12 protein-coding genes are annotated in these 14,960 nt (G+C 73.1%); 7 read left to right on the plus strand and 5 right to left on the minus strand.

Going from position 1 to position 14,960, the window contains the following annotated elements:
* Positions 1 to 180 precede the first annotated feature (180 nt).
* The gene (locus ACIRS1_RS00830; protein ID WP_402835756.1) at positions 181 to 1,326 is read left to right on the plus strand and encodes an alpha/beta hydrolase; all 1,146 of its coding nucleotides are present in this window, start codon (positions 181 to 183) and stop codon (positions 1,324 to 1,326) included.
* A 196-nt stretch (positions 1,327 to 1,522) separates the two neighbouring features.
* Here ACIRS1_RS00830 and ACIRS1_RS00835 read toward each other — a convergent pair whose 3' ends face one another.
* Positions 1,523 to 3,115, minus strand: a complete 1,593-nt coding sequence (locus ACIRS1_RS00835) for a PucR family transcriptional regulator (RefSeq protein ID WP_402835758.1) — start codon at positions 3,113 to 3,115, stop codon at positions 1,523 to 1,525.
* Positions 3,116 to 3,539: 424 nt separating this feature from the next.
* Between ACIRS1_RS00835 and ACIRS1_RS00840 the strand changes: the two genes are divergently transcribed.
* The 5 genes from ACIRS1_RS00840 (at position 3,540) to ACIRS1_RS00860 (ending at position 10,456) form a co-directional block, all read left to right on the plus strand.
* Positions 3,540 to 4,427 carry an FAD binding domain-containing protein gene (locus ACIRS1_RS00840; protein WP_360214012.1) on the plus strand — a complete coding sequence of 296 codons (888 nt, stop codon included), beginning with the start codon at positions 3,540 to 3,542 and terminating at the stop codon, positions 4,425 to 4,427.
* On the plus strand, positions 4,424 to 4,912 hold the full coding sequence (locus ACIRS1_RS00845) for a (2Fe-2S)-binding protein (RefSeq protein WP_402835760.1): 489 nt from the start codon (positions 4,424 to 4,426) through the stop codon (positions 4,910 to 4,912). The genes ACIRS1_RS00840 and ACIRS1_RS00845 overlap by 4 nt, the downstream gene beginning before the upstream one ends.
* Positions 4,909 to 7,275, plus strand: coding sequence for a xanthine dehydrogenase subunit D (pucD, locus tag ACIRS1_RS00850; RefSeq protein WP_360214008.1), 2,367 nt, complete (start codon positions 4,909 to 4,911; stop codon positions 7,273 to 7,275). The genes ACIRS1_RS00845 and pucD overlap by 4 nt, the downstream gene beginning before the upstream one ends.
* Positions 7,276 to 7,582: 307 nt before the next feature.
* Complete coding sequence (locus tag ACIRS1_RS00855) at positions 7,583 to 9,073, plus strand: NCS2 family permease (protein WP_387897255.1); 1,491 nt, start codon at positions 7,583 to 7,585, stop codon at positions 9,071 to 9,073.
* A 177-nt stretch (positions 9,074 to 9,250) separates the two neighbouring features.
* On the plus strand, positions 9,251 to 10,456 hold the full coding sequence (locus tag ACIRS1_RS00860) for an XdhC family protein (RefSeq protein ID WP_402835763.1): 1,206 nt from the start codon (positions 9,251 to 9,253) through the stop codon (positions 10,454 to 10,456).
* Positions 10,457 to 10,651: 195 nt separating this feature from the next.
* Here the strand turns inward: ACIRS1_RS00860 and ACIRS1_RS00865 are convergent, their stop codons facing one another.
* Positions 10,652 to 10,960 carry a hypothetical protein gene (locus ACIRS1_RS00865; protein ID WP_402835765.1) on the minus strand — a complete coding sequence of 103 codons (309 nt, stop codon included), beginning with the start codon at positions 10,958 to 10,960 and terminating at the stop codon, positions 10,652 to 10,654.
* A 159-nt stretch (positions 10,961 to 11,119) separates the two neighbouring features.
* On the opposite strand from ACIRS1_RS00865, the gene ACIRS1_RS00870 reads away from it, so the two are divergent.
* Positions 11,120 to 11,413 carry a hypothetical protein gene (locus ACIRS1_RS00870; RefSeq protein ID WP_402835767.1) on the plus strand — a complete coding sequence of 98 codons (294 nt, stop codon included), beginning with the start codon at positions 11,120 to 11,122 and terminating at the stop codon, positions 11,411 to 11,413.
* A gap of 52 nt (positions 11,414 to 11,465) precedes the next feature.
* On the opposite strand, the gene ACIRS1_RS00875 is transcribed toward ACIRS1_RS00870, so the two are convergent.
* The 3 genes from ACIRS1_RS00875 to ACIRS1_RS00885 form a co-directional block, all read right to left on the minus strand.
* Positions 11,466 to 12,086 (minus strand): LysE family translocator, encoded by a 621-nt coding sequence (locus ACIRS1_RS00875; RefSeq protein WP_402835769.1) that lies wholly within the window; start codon positions 12,084 to 12,086, stop codon positions 11,466 to 11,468.
* A 159-nt stretch (positions 12,087 to 12,245) separates the two neighbouring features.
* Entirely contained in the window at positions 12,246 to 14,003 is a 1,758-nt protein-coding gene (locus ACIRS1_RS00880; protein ID WP_402835771.1) for an SDR family oxidoreductase, read from the minus strand.
* On the minus strand, positions 14,000 to 14,947 hold the full coding sequence (locus ACIRS1_RS00885) for a M24 family metallopeptidase (protein WP_402835773.1): 948 nt from the start codon (positions 14,945 to 14,947) through the stop codon (positions 14,000 to 14,002). Before ACIRS1_RS00885 ends, ACIRS1_RS00880 begins: the two co-directional genes overlap by 4 nt.
* Positions 14,948 to 14,960: the final 13 nt, after the last annotated feature.

Raw genomic sequence — 14,960 nt, forward strand, 5'->3', positions numbered from 1 at the left:
GTCCGGGTGGCGCCGACAACGCCGACCCACCGCAGGTTCAGCACGGAGACGTGATGTTCCTCTCAGGTTCCGCACAGATTCGGACGGCAACCGATCATCGGTTCACAGCCGTCCAATGCCATTGGAGTGCGTCCGGGCGAGTGGGGTCCGGACGGCCAGCGACCCGGATACGAGAACTCGATGCAACTGACAGGTACGCCATTCTTCGTCCTCACCGTCATCCTGGTGCCGGTGTCCATCGCGGTGGCGTTGCTCTTCTGGGGAAAGGTCCCCGGACCGAACCCGGTGCGGATCCTGTCCAGGCTCGTCATGATCATGTTCTGCCAGGTCACGGCCGTGCTGATGGTCTTCGTCATGGTCAACAACGCCAACCTCATCTACGGCAGCTGGGACGACCTCCTCGGCACCGGTGACCACGTCCGGGCCGTGCCCTCCGTCCCGCCGGCCGAGCCGGGCGCCCCCGCCGGCCAGAACGGCGGCCAGAACAGCGGCGACGCCGCCAAGCAGCCGCCGAAGGTCGCCCAGAAGTTCGGCGGCGTCAACGACCCGGCGGTGCCCGGCGACGTCCAGAAGACCGAGCTCAAGGGCCAGGTGTCCGGCGTCGACGGCGAGGTGCTGGTCTGGCTGCCGCCGCAGTACAACGACCCGGCGTTCAAGGACAAGAAGTTCCCGGTCGTCGAGCTGATCCCCGGCTACCCCGGCTCCTCCTCCACCTGGTACGGCACCCTCAAGGTCTCCGAGCAGCTCAAGCCGCTGATGCAGCAGGGCAAGGTCGCCCCGTTCATCCTGGTCTCGCCGCGCACCCTGCTGCTCGGCAACCACCAGGACGCCGGCTGCACCGACATCCCCGGCAAGGTCAACGCCGACGCCTGGCTCACCCGCGACGTGCCGCAGATGGTCCTGGACAACTTCCGCGCCGACCCGTCCGCCGACCGCTGGGCGATCGCCGGCTACTCGGCTGGCGCCCACTGCGCGGCCAAGCTGTCCCTGGCCCACCCCAACCGCTACCGCGCCGCCGTCTCGATGTCCGGCTACAACGACCCGGCCTCCGAGGGCGACTCGCTGGTGGGCAAGGACCCGAAGCTGCGCGAGGCGAACAACCCGGTCAACATCCTGAAGGCCGCCCAGACCCCGCCGAAGGTCTCCCTCTTCATCAGCGGCAAGAAGGGCGACGGCCTGGAGGACGCCCAGGCGATCCAGGCCGCGGCCAAGGAGCCGACCAAGGTCCAGATCCAGGAGACCCCGGGCCCGCACTCCACCGAGCTGTGGAAGGGCATGGTCCCCAGCGCCTTCGAGTGGCTGACCGGGGTCATCCCGGTGCAGTGACCGCCCCCTGAGCACCCGGCAGGGCCCGCCGCGCACACCGCGGCGGGCCCTGCGGCGTTCCCGGACCCGCCGGAGGGCGCGGGCCCGCCGGAGGCCGGACGGCGATCCGGGTCCCCGGGCACCGCGGACCCGCCGGAGGCCACGGGCCCGCCGGAGGGCACGGATGTCGTGGACGCCGCGCGGGCCCGGGGAGCCGTCAGGCCAGTTCGAGCGCCAGGTAGAAGTCCACCCGGTCCTCCAGCCGGGACAGGTCACGCCCGGTCAGCTCCTCGATCCGGCCGATCCGGTAGCGCAGGGTGTTCACGTGGACGTGCAGCTGGGCGGCGCAGCGCGTCCAGGAGCCGTCCGAACGCAGGAACGCCTCCAGGGTGCGGACCAGGTCCGCCTGGTGCTCGATGTCGTACGCGATGACCTTGTCCAGCAGCCGGCTGCGGAAGGCCCGGCGGACCTCGTCCGGAACGGCCGCCAGCAGCAGCACGTGCGAGGCCAGCTCCTCCGGGCCCGCCACGCAGACCCGGCCGACCCGGGCGGCGGCGATCCGTCGGGCGTGCCGGGCCTCCTCCAGGGCGCCGCGCAGGCCGCCGGCCTCGGCCGCGGGGGCCGAGACGCCGAGGGTGATCCGGCCCTCCGAACCGAGTCCGGCCTCCAGCGGGGCCAGCAGCTCGCGCAGGGTGTCGGCGGGCACCGCGGCGTCCAGGGCGGGCAGGACCACCACGGCGCCGGTGCCGGCCCCGGCGATCAGCGCGCGGTCGCTGGTGCCGCCGAGGGCCTCCTCCAGCACCGCGCGCACCATGCCCTCCGGCAGACCGGTGCCCTCCGCGCTGACCACCAGCCAGGAGCCGTCCTGGACCTGGGCCCTGGGCTCGGGGCTCTCGTAGCGGGCGGCCATCGCCGAGGAGGCGTACAGAGCGCGGCTGATCTCCGCCGGATCCGCGTCGCGCTGCAGCCGGTCCAGCAGTTCGTCGGCGAGTCGGCGGCGCAGCCGGCGGCCCTCGTCGCGGCGCTGGCGCTCGGCGGCGACCAGCCGGGCCAGGTTCTCGGCCAGCTGCTGGCGCTTGGTGGTCCACTCGGTGACGTCGCCGGCGACGGCGAGCATCCAGTCGGCCAGCGGCGCGTCCTGCTCGGCCGAGGCCGCGGCGGGCAGCAGCGAGTAGGAGCCGCCGGCCAGCCGGGCCCGGTGCGGGGGGCGGCGGCGCTGGCGCTGCGCGCCCAGGTGGGCGCGCACCAGCTGGTCGCGGTCCTCGGCGGACAGCCGGTCGGCGGGGCCGGCGATCACCGCGCCGGTGGGGGTGAGCACCCAGCAGTCGAGGTCGAGGTCGCCGCCGAGCAGGTCCAGCACGGCGTCCAGGCCGCCGCCGCCGGCCGCCGAGACCAGCAGGCGGTGCCGGTCGACGAGGGCCGCGAGGTCGGCGGCCCGGTCGGCCGACACCTGGCGGCCGATGAACTCGGTGACGGTGCCGAAGGCGATGTCGTCCGGTACCGCCAACAGGGGCATCCGGTGCCGTCGACAGGCCTCGACCAGGTCCTCGGGCACCGGGCCGACCTCGGCCTCGCCGGCCGCCAGGGCGACGGCGCCGCCGGCCACGATGGTGCGCACGAACCGCTCGGAGTCGGCCGGGCCGGTGCGCCAGAGCATGCCGGTGAGCACCAGCTCGCCGCCGTGCAGGTAGCGCCCGGGGTCGTGCAGGTCCGTGGTCATCACGCCGCTGACCTGCCGGTCCAGCTCGTCCTCCGCCGTGAGCAGGCGCAGTCGCGGGGCGCCGGGGGCGAGCAGGTCACGGACACGCATCCGCGGACTCCTAACGGGCTGGGGGTGAGGGTGGGGGGCCCGGGCACGCTGCCGGGGGTCACAGTGTGCCCGAACATCCGTGCTCGGCGTTACGTACCACCGGGCCGCCGGATCACGGGCCCGTAGCTTGCGAATCACGACCGGATTACGGTCGTAGGTAGCACCCGGTGAACACCTGGGCTGCGGAATTGCGCTCCTTAGAGGAACGTACAGGATGCCGGGCTGGAGCACAGCCGGGGCTTCATGCCATCGGTGACTGCCAGTGGGCCCCGTCACAGCGGTTCACTGGGCGACACGCCGCCGGACACAACCCGGTGACCGGGGCCCGACGCGGAGGCGACGAAGCGGTTAGCGAGGTCCGAACACCGAGTTCCGGGCACTGTGCCCACCCGTTCGGCAGGCGACGACTTGAGGAGACACCCGCATGGAGTTCCTTCGGCCCGCTACCTGGGACGAGGCACTCGCGGCGAAGGCTGAGTACCCGACCGCGCTGCCCATCTCGGGCGGTACGGACGTCATGGTCGAGATGAACTTCGACGTGCACCGGCCATCCGCGATTCTCGACCTGAACCGCGTCACCGAGCTGACCGAATGGTCGAACGACGGCAGCGTCGTCAAGCTCGGCGCCTCGGTCCCGTACGCCCGGATCATCGACGAGCTGTCCGGGCCGCTGCCCGGGCTGGCGCTGGCGGCCCACACCGTCGGTTCGCCGCAGATCCGCAACCGCGGCGGCGTCGGCGGCAACCTCGGCGGTGCCTCCCCCGCCGGTGACGCGCACCCCGCGCTGCTGGCGGCCGGCCGCGACGTGTTCGTCGAGGCGGCCTCGGTGCGCGGGACCCGGATGATCCCGATCGACGAGTTCTACGTCGGGGTGAAGCGCAACAGCCTGGAGGCGGACGAGCTGATCCGGGCCGTGCACATCCCGGTCGCGGACGGCCCGCAGCAGTTCTCGAAGATCGGCACCCGCAACGCCATGGTGATCGCGGTCTGCGCCTTCGGCTTCGCCCTCCACCCCAAGAACGGCACGGTCGGCACCGGCATCGGTTCGGCCGCCCCCACGCCGCGCCGCGCCGTCGAGGCCGAGGAGTACCTGCAGGGCGTGCTCGCCGAGCGCGGCCTCTGGGAGTCCGGCGGCCTGCTGGGCACCGAGGTGATCCAGCGCTTCGGCGAGCTGGTGAAGGCCGCGGCCTCGCCGATCGACGACGTCCGCGGCACCGCCGAGTACCGGCGCCACTCCCTGGCCGTGATGGCCCGCCGCACCCTCACCTGGTGTTGGAACGACTACAGCAAGCAGATCAGGAGCGCGGCATGAGGGTCACTTTCACCGCCAACGGCAAGCCGGTCGAGGCGGACGACGTCTGGGAGGGCGAGAGCCTCCTGTACGTGCTGCGCGAGCGGGTCGGCCTGCCCGGCTCGAAGAACGCCTGCGAGCAGGGCGAGTGCGGCTCCTGCACCGTCTACCTGGACGGCGTGCCGGTCTGCTCCTGCCTGGTCGCGGCCGGCCAGGTGCAGGACCGCGAGGTGCGCACCGTCGAGGGCCTGGCCGAGGAGAACGGCGAGCTGGGCCTCGTCCAGCAGGCGTTCATCGACGCCGGCGCCGTGCAGTGCGGCTTCTGCACCCCCGGCCTGCTGGTGCAGACCGACGCGCTGCTGGAGCGGGACGCCCAGCCGAGCGACAACGACATCCGCGAGGCGCTGTCGGGCAACCTCTGCCGCTGCACGGGCTACGAGAAGATCATGGACGCGGTGCGGCTGGCGTCCGCCCGCAAGTGCGCCGGGGAGGCGGAGTCCGCATGAGCACGCGCACCATCCAGGGACAGAAGAACCTCCAGAACATCGACCAGGCGTCCAAGGACGGCATCGGCGGCTCGCCGCTGCGCCCGGACGGCAACCTGAAGGTCAAGGGCGAGTTCGCGTACTCGTCCGACATGTGGCACGAGGACATGCTCTGGGGTATGGCGCTGCGCTCGCCGCACCCCCGCGCCAACATCCTCTCCGTCGACATCTCCGAGGCGCTCAAGGTGCCCGGCGTGTACGCGGTGCTCACCCACCGGGACATCCCCGGCTCGAAGTACTACGGCCTGGAGATCCAGGACCAGCCGGCGCTGGCCATCGACAAGGTCCGCTACCACGGCGAGGCGATCGCGCTGGTCGCGGCCGACCACCCGGAGACGGCCCGCCGCGCGGTGAAGAAGATCAAGGTCGAGTACGAGGTGCTCACCCCGATCGTCACCGAGGAACAGTGCCTCGACCCCGAGACCCACGGCTACGTGCACGAGCCGCACGAGTACAAGTCGCACGGATACGGCAACATCTGCCACGAGCAGAAGCTGGTCTCCGGCCTCGGCGTCACCGACGAGGTGCGCGCGCTCGCGGACGTCGTCGTCAGCGGCGACTACGAGGTCGGCATGCAGGACCAGGCCTTCCTCGGCCCCGAGTCCGGCCTCGCGGTGCCCGCCGAGGACGGCGGCATCGACCTGTACATCGCCACCCAGTGGCTGCACGTCGACCGCCAGCAGATGGCCCCGGTGCTCGACCTGCCCGAGGAGAAGGTCCGGCTCACCCTGGCCGGCGTCGGCGGCGCCTTCGGCGGCCGCGAGGACCTGTCGATGCAGATCCACGCCTGCCTGCTGGCCCAGCACACCGGCAAGCCGGTGAAGATCGTCTACGCCCGCGACGAGTCCTTCTTCGGCCACGTGCACCGCCACCCGGCGAAGATGCACTACGAGCACGGCGCCACCCGCGACGGCAAGCTGGTCTACGCCGACTGCCGGATCGTGCTGGACGGCGGCGCGTACGCCTCCGCCTCGCCCGCCGTCGTCGGCAACGCGGCCTCGCTCGGACACGGCCCGTACGTGATCCCGAACGTCAAGATGCACGCCATCGCGCTGTACAGCAACAACCCCTCCTGCGGCGCCATGCGCGGCTTCGGCGCCGTCCAGGCCGCCTTCGGCTACGAGACGCAGATGGACAAGCTGGCCGCCGCGCTCGGCATGGACCCGGTCGAGCTCCGGCAGCTCAACGCGATGTCGGAGGGCGACCACATGCCCACCGGCCAGCAGATCGACTCGCCGGCCCCGGTCGCCGAACTCCTGCGCCGCGTCAAGGACATGCCGCTGCCGCCGCCGCTGGACACCGAGCACCTGGACGTGCGCCAGCTGCCCGGCGCGCTGTCCAACACCTCGCACGGCGAGGGCATCGTGCGCGGCGTCGGCTACTCGGTCGGCATCAAGAACGTCGGCTTCTCCGAGGGCTTCGACGACTACTCCACCGCCCGGGTGCGCCTGGAGGTCATCGGCGGCGAGCCGGTCGCCATGGTGCACACCGCGATGGCCGAGGTCGGCCAGGGCGGCGTCACCGTGCACGCGCAGATCGCCCGCACCGAGCTGGGCGTCGAGCTGGTCACCATCCACCCGGCCAACACCGAGGTCGGATCGGCCGGTTCGACCTCCGCCTCCCGCCAGACGTACATGACCGGCGGCGCGGTGAAGCTGGCCGCCGAGGCCGTCAAGCGGGCGCTGATCGAGAAGGGCCGCCGCCGCTACGGCTGGACCCACGACGACATCACGCTCAACGGCGGCAAGGTCGTCTCGGCGGGCTCCGGCGCGCTGGTCTCCATGGTCGACCTGCTCGGCGACGAGGCCATCGACCTCACCCGCGAGCACCACCACCGCCCCACCGTCCCCTTCGACAAGGAGACCGGCCAGGGCTTCGGCCACGTCCAGTACACCTTCTGCGCCAACCGCGCGGTGGTGGACGTGGACGTCGACCTCGGCCTGGTCAAGGTGGTCGAGCTCACCGCTGTCCAGGACGTCGGCAAGGCGCTCAACCCGCTCTCCGTCGTCGGCCAGATCCAGGGCGGCTGCACCCAGGCGCTCGGCCTCGCCGTGATGGAGGAGATCATCGTGCGGGACGGGAAGGTGCGCAACGCCTCCTTCACCGACTACCTGATCCCCACCATCCTCGACACCCCGCCGATCCCGGTGGAGATCCTCGAACTGCCCGACCCGCACGCCCCGTACGGGCTGCGCGGCGTCGGCGAGGCCCCCACCGTGTCGGCGACGCCGTCGATCGTGGCCGCCATCCGCAACGCCACCGGCCTCGCGCTCACCCGGATCCCCGTCCGGCCCGAGCACCTGACCACCGAACAGCCCGGCTGACCCCGGGACCACGACCTCCCCGGGGCGGCGACCGTCTTCCCCGCCGCCCCGGGGCAGCACAACCCCACACAGCACCACCCCCACCACGCAGTACAGGCACCCCCATGCACCACCAGCCGACACGCGAAAGCCCCATCCCGCTGCCTCTCCCACGCCGGGGTTCTGCAGCGGTGCGCACCACCTACGCACCGCAGGCACCGCCACAGTGTGCGCCCAGTGAGTCGAACAGTCCCCCTGCGCCAACCTCGTTGACTGGCGATCAGGTCGGCTCGCCCACCCCAACCCCCTTTGACACTTGGGAGTGGACATGACCCGGATCCCCACGGAAGCCGGCACCACCGAAGAAAGACCCGCCGAGGACGACACCACAGCGCCGTCCCCGGAAGCACGCCCGAAGAACGCGCTGGACTCGTACTTCAAGATCTCGGCCCGGGGATCGACGCTCGCCAACGAGCTGCGGGGTGGCCTCACCACCTTCATGGCGATGGCGTACATCATCCTGCTCAACCCGATCCTGCTCGGCGGCGCCGACAAGACCGGCTTCAAGCTCGACCACGCGCAGCTGACCACCGCCACCGCGCTGGCCGCCGCCGTCACCACCATCCTGATGGGCGTGATCGGCAACGTGCCGCTCGCGCTCGCGGCCGGCCTCTCCGTCTCCGGCGCCGTCTCCGCGATCGTGGTCCCCAACACCACCTGGCCCCAGGCCATGGGCCTGTGCGTGGTCTACGGCCTCCTGATCGTCCTGCTGGTCGTCTCCGGCCTCCGGCAGAAGATCATGGACGCGATACCCCTGCCGCTCAAGCACGCCATCACCATCGGCATCGGCCTGTTCGTCGCCCTGATCGGCCTCGTGAAGTCCGGCTTCATCCACCACGGCCCGGACCCGTTCGGCCCGCCCGTCTCGCTCGGCCCCAAGGGCGAACTCGTCGGCTGGCCCGTCCTGGTCTTCGCGATCACCCTGCTGACCATCTTCGTGCTGCTCGCCCGCAAGGTGCGCGGCGCCATCCTGATCGGCATCGCCGGCGGCACCGTGGTGGCCTTCGTCGTCAACGCCACCGTCACGCTGCCCGAGCACACCTGGGCCAGCTCCGTCCCCGAGTGGCCCGGCAGCCCGATCGCGGCCCCCGACTTCGGACTCTTCGGCAAGGTCGACCTCTTCGGCGCCTTCGGCAGCCAGGGCATGGGCGCCATCAGCGCCTCGGTCGCGGTCTTCGCCCTCGTCCTGGCCGGCTTCTTCGACGCGATGGCGACCATCATCGGCGTCGGCACCGAGGCGGGCCTCGCGGACAAGCAGGGCCGGATGCCCGGCCTGTCCAAGGCGCTGTTCATCGACGGCGCCGGCGGCGCGGTCGGCGGCGTGGTCGGCGCGTCCGGACAGACCGTGTTCGTCGAGTCCGCCACCGGCGTCGGCGACGGCGCCCGCACCGGCCTCGCCTCCACCGTCACCGGCGCCATGTTCGCCCTGATGCTGTTCTTCTCCCCGCTCGCCGGCATCGTCCCGGTCGAGGTCGCCTCCGCAGCCCTCGTCGTGATCGGCTCGATGATGATGAGCCAGGCCCGGCACATCGACTGGTCGGACCGCGAGGTCGCCATCCCGGCCTTCCTCACCTGCGTCCTGATGCCGTTCACGTACAACATCACCGCGGGCGTCGCCGCCGGCGTCATCTCGTACGTGACCATCAAGGCCGGCACCGGCAAGTGGCGCGAGCCCAGTGCGCTGATGTGGATCCTCACCGTCGTGTTCCTGGTCTACTTCGCCCTCACCCCGGTCAAGTCCCTGCTGGGGGCCCACTAAGCGGCACCGCCGCCGTACGGGATCGTTTCCCGTACGGCGGCGTTCCGGCACCGGCCCCCGCCGCCCGTCCACGCCCTCCACGCCGTCCGCCCCGTCCGCCCCCACGAACCACGGCCCCCGCCCCCGACCCCGCGGCCCGCCGGCCCGCCGGCCCCCGACCGACAAGGAGCCCCCGACATGCAGGACATCGCCGAGCAGCTGCAGGCCTGGCACGCGTCCGGGCGCTCCTTCGCCGTCGCCACCGTCGTCGGCGTCTCGGGCAGCGCGCCGCGCGACCCGGGCGCCGCACTGGCCGTGGACGCCGCCGGCGAGGCGGTCGGCAGCGTCTCCGGCGGCTGCGTCGAGGGTGCCGTCTACGAGCTGTGCCAGGCCGCCATCGAGTCCGGCGAGCCGGTGCTCGAACGCTTCGGCTACAGCGACGAGGACGCCTTCGCCGTCGGCCTGACCTGCGGCGGAATCCTCGACGTCTTCGTCCAGCCGGTCGTCCCCGGGGCCGACGCCGGACTCGACGCCGGCATCGCCTACATCGCCTCCGGCACCCCGGTGGCGCTCGCCCGGGTGATCGCCGGGCCCGGCGCACTGGCCGGCGCCACCGTCGCCGTCACCGCCGACACCCACCACGGCGCCCTCTCCCCCGCCCCCACCGTCGTCGGCGCGCTCGAGCGGGCGATCGTCACCGAGGCCCGCGCCATGCTCGACGCCGGACGCACCGGGCGCATCGTGCTCGGCCTGGACGGCCGCCCCTGCGACGAGCACGAGCAGGGCACCGTCACCTGCTTCGTCGAGTCCTACGTGCCCGCGCCGCGGATGCTCGTCTTCGGCGCCATCGACTTCGCCGCCGCCGTCGTGCGGATCGGCAAGTTCCTCGGCTACCACGTGACCGTCTGCGACGCCCGCCCCGTCTTCGCCACACGGCGGCGCTTCCCCGACGCCGACGACGTCGTCGTCGACTGGCCGCACCGCTACCTCGACTCCCAGCTCGACCGGATCGACGGGCGCACCGTGCTCTGCGTGCTCACCCACGACGCCAAGTTCGACATCCCGCTGCTGGAGCGCGCCCTGCGGCTGCAGGTCGGCTACGTCGGCGCGATGGGCTCGCGCCGCACCCACCGGGACCGCGAGACGCGGCTGCGCGAGGTCGGCCTCACCGAGGCCGAGATCGGCCGGCTGCGCTCCCCCATCGGGCTCGACCTCGGGGCCCGCACGCCCGAGGAGACGGCCGTCTCCGTCGCCGCCGAGATCGTCGCCCACCGGCGCGGCGGCAGCTGCCTGCCGCTGAGCGCCGGGGACGGGCCGATCCACCACGAGGCCGCCGCGCAGGCCCCCGCCACCGACGCGCCCTCACCCGCCGCCCTCACCCGGGCCTCGTCGCACGCGGCCTGAGCGGACCGCGGTCTGGGCCTGGGTCTGGGTCTAGGTCGGTGTCTGGGCCTGGGTCTAGGTCGGTGTCTGGGTCTGTGTCACGGTCGGGGCCGCAGCCGGTGTAACGGCCGGGGCCGCGGTCGGGATCGGGAGGCCCGGCCCGGGGGCGGGTGCGGCGGTCGGCTGCGGACCCGGCGGCGGCGGTCACCGGCCGGCTCAGCCCTCCGGGACGGGGGCGGTGACCACCGCGTGCGCCTCCAGGATCCGCGGCGGCACGGTCGGGATGCCCACCTCCTCGAGGATCGGCATCAGCACCTCGCTGAACCGGATGAACGCCCCGCGGGCCTCCCACACGTCCGTGACGTGCCAGCCGTCCTCCGTCGGCCCGGCCGTGTGCGAGAGGAGGCCCGGGACCGGCAGGTCCGAGGGCTGGTGGAGGCCCTTTCCGCCGGTCAGCCGGTAGATCGCGGCGTCGTACTGGGCCTGGGTGACACCGGGGATGTCGAAGAGCACGATGATCGCCATGGGTCGCTCCTGCGCGCTCGGGAATGGCGATTCCCATGCAGCCCCGGCGCCGTCACCGCGGCCAGTCCTGGGCGGCCGGCCGAGTGACGTTGCGTGCCCACCGCCGCGGCGGGACGCTGGAGTTGCGGACTCGCCCGAGCCCCGGGAAGGAGCGGCGTCATGCGCGCGCTGCTGGAGATCGAGATCGACACCGAGACGTCCAACAGGCTCATCGCCGACGGCTCGATCGGCGAGAAGTTCGAACGGCTCCTCGGGAACCTCAAGCCGGAGGCGGCCTACTTCTTCGCCCGCAACGGACGCCGCTGCCAGATCATCGTCGTGGACGTCCCCGACGAGGCGGCGCTGCCGTCCATCTGCGAACCGTTCTGGCTCGAGATGAACGCCGACATCGACGTGCACCTCTGCATGAACGCCCAGGAACTGCGCGAGGGGCTCTCCCGGCTCGGCCGCTGAGCGGGGCGGGCAGCGAGGGACGGGCGGCGGCGGACGGGCGGCGGCGGGCGGCTCAGTCCGAGAGGGCCAGCTTCAGGCCGAAGCCCACCACCACGATCCCGGTGACCCGGTCCATCAGTCGGCGCGCGGCCGGGCGGCGCAGCCAGCCGCGCACCGCCTGCGCGAAGCCCACCAGGACCGTCGACCAGAGCAGGCCCTCCACGACGTGCACGCAGGTCAGCGCCACGCCGGCGGCGAGGTGCGGCGCCCCGGCCGGGATGAACTGCGGCAGCACCGCCACGTAGAAGACCCCCACCTTGGGGTTGAGCAGGTTGGTCAGCGCACCGCGCCGCCAGCCCTGGACGAACCCGCCGTGCGCGGGCCCCTCCTCGGCGACCGGCTGCCCGCTCCTGCCGCGCAGCATCCCGACGCCCATCCAGACCAGGTACGCGGCCCCGCCCCAGCGCAGCGCCTCGTAGGCCAGCTGCGAGGCCGTCAGCAGCGCCGTCACCCCGGCCGAGGTGAGCGAGCCCCACACCAGGGTGCCGGTCTGGATCCCCAGCACGACCCCCCACGCCTGCCGCCGCCCGCCCAGCGCGGACGTCCGCAGGACCAGTGCCGTGTCGAGCCCGGGCGTGAGCGTGAGCAGGCCCACCACCAGCGCGAATGACCAAAGAGCCGTCGTCATCTCCATGGACCTCGATCCTGTCACACCCTCCGGGGCAGCCCGCGGCCCCGCCCCCTCGCCGGGTCGTCCCGGCGGTCGTGCCGTGCGGTCGTCCCGGACGGTCGTCCCGATGGTCGGTCCGGCGGTCGTGCCGGTGGGGGCGGGGTGCCGTGGCAGCGGGCCCGGTCAGGTGACGTCGAGGCGGGCGGCGAGGCGCAGCAGGGCCGGGCTGAGGCGGCTCAGGAAGCGGGCGGCCTTGGCCTCGGGGGTGACCGGGACGACCGGCCGGTTGGTGCGGACGGCGTCCAGGATCGCCGTGGCGACCTTCTCCGGGGGGAAGCCGCGGCGGGCGTAGAGCCGGGCGGCGCGGGCCTGCTTGGCGGCCTGCTCGGCGTCGGTGGTGGCCGAGAAGGTGGAGGTGCGGGTGATGTTGGTGTTGACGATGCCGGGGCAGATCGTCGAGACGCCGATGCCGTGCCCGGCGAGCTCGGCGCGCAGGCAGTCCGAGAGCATGAACACCGCGGCCTTGCTGGTCGCGTAGGCGGTGAGAGCCTTCGAGGGCAGGTAGGCGGCGGCCGAGGAGACGTTGACCAGGTGGCCGCCCCGGCCGCGGTCGGCCATCAGCGCGGCGAAGGCGCGGCAGCCGTGGATGACGCCCCAGAGGTTCACGTCCAGGACGCGCTGCCACTCCTTCTCGGTGGTCTGCAGGAACGTGCCGGAGTGGCCGATCCCGGCGTTGTTGACCACCACGTCGGGCACGCCGTGCTCGGCGGCCACCGCCTGCGCGAAGGCGTCCACGGCCGCGCCGTCGGCGACGTCCACCCGGTAGGCGTGCGCCGGCGGGCCGATCAGCGAGGCGAGTTCGGCGGTGCGCTCGGCGGCGGCGAGGTCGAGGTCGCAGACCACCACGCGGGCGCCGTCCTCGGCGAAGGCCAGCGCCGTCGCCCGGCCGATGCCGCTGCCGCCGCCCGTCACCACCACCAGCCGGCCGTCCCCCAGGGACCGTGCGGACCGCTGCGGGGCCTGCGCGCCGCCGCGCTCGATCCGGCCGGTGAACTCCCGGACCAGCCCGGCCACGGTGGCCCCCTGCTCCAGCAGCGCCGACCAGTGCCCGGCGTGCAGCGTCCGCCGGGTCAGGTTCGGCACCCAGCGCTCCAGGCCCTCGGAGAGGTAGGTGCCGACGTAGCGGTCCCGGGTGAGGGTGACCAACTGGACCGGCACCTGCGTCGGGCGCTCCCGCGGACTGCGCAGCGCGGGGCGGAAGTTGGCCCGGTACAGCTCGATGCCGCGCACCGCGTCGCGGCGCAGGCTGGGCTGCGGGTGGTCCGCCCGCGGGGTGACACGCTCCAGGTCGCGCAGCACCCGCGGCCAGGCCCGGGCCAGGCCCAGGCGCCACACGCCCGGCGCGAGGAAGGGCAGGTGGAAGGCGGTGATGTACCAGGAGTGGACGCCCTGGTGGAGCAGTTGACCGAGATGGCGCGGAGTGGGCCGGCGCATCCGGTGGCGCAGCCAGTAGCCCATGTGGTCCAGGCAGGGGCCGGACATGGTCGTGTAGGAGGCGATCCGGTGCTCGGCGCCCGGCTCGGTGACGGCCTCCCAGGACTGCAGCGAGCCCCAGTCGTGGGCGACCACGTGCACCGGGCGGTCCGGGCTGACGGCGTCGGCGACCGCGAACAGGTCGTCGGCCAGCTGTGCCAGCCGGTAGCCGTCGCGGGTCGTCGGCACACCGGACTCGCCGGCGCCGCGCACGTCGTAGCGGACCACGTGGTGGTCGCGCGCGAGGTCGGCGGCGACGTCGTCCCAGACGGCGTGGGTGTCCGGATAGCCGTGCACCAGCAGGACGGTGGGGGCGTCCGGGTCGCCCTGCTCGAAGACGGCGAGCGGCAGACCGCCGGAGTGGACGGTGCGGCGGCGGACGGTCCCGGCGGGGGCGGGGGTGCTCATCGGGTGGCCTCCAGGGTGGCGGTCGAGGGGGTCGGCTCGTCGGTTCGCCCGGTCGTCGGCCCGGCGGGGGCGGAGGCGGGGGACGGCGCGGGCGCGGGGGCGGCCGCGGTGCCTGCGGCGTCCTGCCAGCGGCGGACGTGCGGCAGGTCGTCGTCGAGCCAGTGGGCGTCGTCCTCCGTCACCACCAGCAGCTCCTCGAACTTGATGCCCACGCCGCGGAAGCCGATGTGCGGCTCGACCGCCCACAGGCCCGGGGTGGGCGCGTGCCGGGACGACCGACCGTCCGCCCACAGCGGCGAGCGGCCGTGCAGCCGCTCGGTGACCAGTTCGCGGCCGAGGGTCTGCAGGGTCCGCACGCCGAAGCCGAGGACGTTGACCCCGGCCGGGCCGCGCGCGGTGGTGCGGGTGACCTGGTGGCCGATCACCCGGCCCGGGTACACCCGGTGGCGGTTGTCGTAACCGTGCGCGGCGATCTGCGCGTCCACGGCCGCGTACACCTGGTCCAGCGGCTTGCGGGCGCGCACCTCGGCGAGGATCAGCTCCCGGTACACCTGGAGGTCCGCGGCGAGGCGGTCCCAGACCGGGTTCTCGCCGACCTTGCCCCCGTAGCCGATGTCGGCGGTGTAGCCGTCGACGACGGGCGCGCAGTCCAGCACGTACGGCATGCCCTCCTCCAGGCGGCGGTTGCCGGCGAAGAACTGCAGCGGGGTGCGGAAGTGCCGGAACGCCGTGCGGTCGCCGAACCAGGCGAAGGGGACGTGGAAGAAGTCCTGCACCCCGGCCGCGACCAGACGGCGGCGCAGCTCGGCGGTCGTCTGCCGTTCGGTGACGCCCGGTTCGATCCAGGCGGCGACCTGTTCGGCGCAGTGGTAGGCGAGCTGCTGGGTCTCCCGGAAGCGGGCGAGGTCGCGCTCGTCGTAGGGGAAGGTCGGGGGGTTCGCCATCCTTGGCTCCTTC

It is taken from the genome of Kitasatospora sp. NPDC101176 (assembly GCF_044768035.1).
Taxonomy (GTDB): Bacteria; Actinomycetota; Actinomycetes; order Streptomycetales; family Streptomycetaceae; genus Kitasatospora.